Source organism: Photobacterium sp. OFAV2-7 (assembly GCF_022347985.1).
Lineage (GTDB): Bacteria > Pseudomonadota > Gammaproteobacteria > Enterobacterales > Vibrionaceae > Photobacterium.
On record NZ_JAKRFQ010000520.1, the window covers coordinates 1 to 3,640 of the forward strand.

The 3,640-nt window shown below is 51.1% G+C and carries 3 protein-coding genes; all 3 read left to right on the plus strand.

The genetic code is table 11. The annotated features are described in order from the left end of the window. Positions 1-43 precede the first annotated feature (43 nt). On the plus strand, positions 44-934 hold the full coding sequence (locus MHN01_RS20155; RefSeq protein ID WP_239413032.1) for an alpha/beta fold hydrolase: 891 nt from the start codon (positions 44-46) through the stop codon (positions 932-934). A gap of 5 nt (positions 935-939) precedes the next feature. Then, positions 940-2,703 carry an olefin beta-lactone synthetase gene (gene oleC, locus MHN01_RS20160; RefSeq protein WP_239413033.1) on the plus strand — a complete coding sequence of 588 codons (1,764 nt, stop codon included), beginning with the start codon at positions 940-942 and terminating at the stop codon, positions 2,701-2,703. 21 nt (positions 2,704-2,724) lie between these two features. Then, positions 2,725-3,640: NAD-dependent epimerase/dehydratase family protein (locus MHN01_RS20165; protein WP_239413035.1), on the plus strand; the 916-nt coding region annotated here is incomplete at its 3' end.

The window sequence follows — 3,640 nt, forward strand, 5'->3', positions numbered from 1 at the left end:
GTAGCAGTCGGTAACTACCAAACAGTAAAGAATAAGGATGGTCATGTTAGACACATTGTTTCCCTTTAAGCGCAACTTTCTTGATCGCAACGGTCATAAGCTCCATTACCTCAATGAGGGGCAGGGTGAGCCTGTTGTGATGGTTCATGGTAATCCCAGCTGGTCGTTCTATTACCGTAACCTGGTAACAGCATTAAGCGATAAGTATCAGTGTATCGTTCCGGATCATATTGGCTGCGGTTTGTCCGATAAGCCGGATGATGATGGGTATGACTACACCCTGAGCAACCGTATCGACGATCTCGAGGCGCTGCTAGAGCACTTGGATGTACGGGAAAATATCACCTTGGTGGTTCATGACTGGGGCGGAATGATCGGCATGGGGTATGCCGCCCGCTACCCTGATCGGATCAAGCGTCTGGTGGTCTTGAACACAGGGGCATTTCACCTGCCTGAATCAAAGCCTTTCCCGTGGGCGCTGTGGATTTGCCGTAATACGTTATTAGGTACGGGGCTGGTACGTGGCTTCAATGCGTTTTCGTCAATTGCATCCTATGTGGGTGTAAAACGTAAACCAATGAGCCCGGAAGTGCGCAAAGCTTATGTGGCACCGTTTGATTCATGGGCAAATAGAATCTCTACCTTACGTTTTGTTCAGGATATTCCGCTGCGCGAAGGTGACAGAAACTATCAGCTCGTCTCTGATATTGCCGCCAGCTTACCGACTTTCTCACAGGTTCCGACGTTAATCTGCTGGGGACTGAAAGATTTTGTCTTTGACAAGCATTTCTTGGCTGAGTGGCGTGAGAGAATGCCGCATGCAAGGGTGCATGAGTTTGCCGATTGCGGTCACTATATTCTTGAAGATGCGAGTGATGAAGTTCTCCCGCTGATCACGGATTTTCTTAATAATACGCCGTCGAGCGAGGTATAGCCCACATGGCTGAACAGCATCAGGCCAATATCTGTCGTCACCTGAAGCGAGCTGCGGAAGAAACGCCAGACGCGCTTGCTGTCGCGGTGCAAAAGCGGTCGCTGACTGGCAGGTTCCGCTATCAGGAACTGAATTTTTCGGAGCTTGATGCCGAGAGTGATCGTATTGCCCGGGTACTTGCTGAGTATGGCATTACCCGTGGTATGAAAGCGGTGCTGATGGTAACACCTAGCTTGGATTTCTTTGCCCTGACGTTTGCCCTGTTTAAAGCCGGTGTGATCCCGATTCTTGTCGATCCGGGCATGGGGATAAAGAATCTCAAGCAGTGTTTCGCCGAGGCTGAGCCCGATGCGTTTATCGGGATCCCGAAAGCCCATATTGCGCGTTGTTTATTTGGTTGGGGCAAGCCGAGTGTCCGTCGTTTGTTGACTGTCGGTGGCAGTGAGCTATTTGCCAAATTCTTTGGCGGTACAAGCCTTAAGACCTTGCTGAAAGCCGATCCTAACACTCAATCCACATCCGCGAATAACGAGACGCCAATAACCCACAACATGGCATTGCTCGGCAGTGATGAAATGGCCGCGATTTTGTTTACTAGCGGCAGCACCGGAACGCCCAAAGGGGTGGTGTATACCCATGCCATGTTTGAGGCACAAATCAATGTGCTGAAAAACGATTACGGCATTGTTCCTGGTGAGCGCGATCTTGCCACTTTCCCGCTGTTCTCTCTGTTCGGGCCTGCACTCGGGATGGCATCGATTGTGCCTGATATGGATGCCAGCAAGCCGATCACCGCTAACCCTGACAACCTCTTTGCCGCTATCGAGCAATATCAGTGCAGTAATATGTTTGTGAATCCGGCCCTTATCGAGCGGCTGGGACAAGCGGGCATTGCTGGCACAAAATCTACAGCGCATACTTTGCCTAGTATTCGACGAGTGATTTCTGCCGGCGCGCCGGCAACGATTTCATCGATTGCCCGTTTTAGCAAGATGCTGAAAGACGGTGTCGAGGTACTAAATTCCTATGGTGCGACAGAGTCCTTGCCGCTGACGATGATCGGGAGTGAGAAGCTCCTTAATACAACCAATATTACTGATAGTGGTGGAGGCATATGCGTCGGGAAGCCAGTTGATGGGGTCGATGTAGCGATCATTGCGATCACAGAAGATCCAATCACTGAATGGGACGAGGCATTGCGGCTACCGGTAGATACGATTGGTGAAATTGTTGTGAAAGGACCGATGGTCAGCCACTCTTATTACCGTCGTGCCAGTGCGACTGAACAAGCCAAGATCATAGACATTGCTGATGGCCCGGCTGAGCACAGTGTTCGCCACCGTATGGGAGATTTAGGCTATCTCGATCAGCATGGCCAATTGTGGATGTGTGGTCGTAAAGCCCACCGGGTTGAGGCCAATCGTGCAGGTTCAACATTCGATGACGAGCCTTATTTTTCGATCCCATGTGAGCGTATCTTCAATACTCACCCAAAAGTCAGACGTACCGCGCTAGTCGGTGTGGAAATCAGGGGCGAGACTGCGCCGTTGTTGTGTGTAGAGCTTGAAAAAGGGGTTGAGTTAGAAAAGTCAGAATCAGCGGTAGAGCATTTTTATGACGAGCTCAGAGCTATAGGTGAGAAACATCGCCAAACCGCAGGCATTGCTGATTTCCTGATCCATCCTGACTTCCCTGTTGATATTCGCCACAATGCGAAAATCTTCCGAGAGAAACTCGCCGTCTGGGCACAAGACAGTATTTCAAAATAACGAGCATACAAAAGGCACTCGATGGTAAGCGATCTAACTATCTCCGGCAGCACGGTTAATCATGAACTCCTGCCTGAAGAATCAAAGGCACTGCAGGCGCTGGCGCTGAAGGTTAGTCATGCGTTCGTAACAGGAGCAGGAGGCTTTCTGGGTAAGGCCATTTGTCGCTACCTGCGGGCAGCGGGGATTGAAGTGACGGGCTTTGCTCGGGGAAGTTATCCGGATCTTGAGCTGATGGGCGTCAGGATGGTCAAGGGTGATATCTGTGACAAGCCGGCATTACTGGCTGCGATGCAAGGGTGTGATGTGGTATTCCATGTTGCCTCGAAAGCGGGTGTCTGGGGCGAAAAGGACGCTTATTTCCGCTCAAACGTGGATGGCGCGCGCAATATCATAGAGGCGTGTCAGACGCTCGATATAGATAAGCTGGTGTACACCAGCACACCGAGTGTGACGTTTGCAGGAAGGGATGAAGCGGGAATTGACGAGTCTGCCCCTTATGCTGACAACTACCTTAACTACTATGCAGAGTCGAAGGCCATTGCTGAGCAGCTGATCCTCGAGGCAAACCATAGTAGTTTGAGTACTGTTGCTCTGCGTCCCCACCTTATATGGGGGCCGGGTGATCCCCATCTCGTACCTCGAGTCATTGAGCGTGCCAGGGCGGGGCGGTTAAAGCTTGTCGGAAGGGAAGATAAACTGGTTGATACGATTTACGTTGATAATGCCGCCTATGCCCATATCTTGGCTGCTATTAGCCTGTCTGGGGGTGAAAAAGCGTGTGCTGGCAAGGTGTACTTTCTCAGCAACGACGAGCCTATTACGATGGCGGCCATGCTGAACAAGATACTGGTTAGCGCCGACTTACCCGAAGTTAACAAGCGGGTGCCTGCTGGCTTGGCCTATTGTGTCGGCTCGCTTTTGGAGTGGGTATACG

What these genes read in the sequence shown, in the direction of transcription:
- MHN01_RS20155 (WP_239413032.1), top strand. Translation starts at nt 44, where the DNA reads ATGTTAGACACATTGTTTCCCTTTAAGCGCAACTTTCTTGATCGCAAC.
- oleC (WP_239413033.1), top strand. Translation starts at nt 940, where the DNA reads ATGGCTGAACAGCATCAGGCCAATATCTGTCGTCACCTGAAGCGAGCT.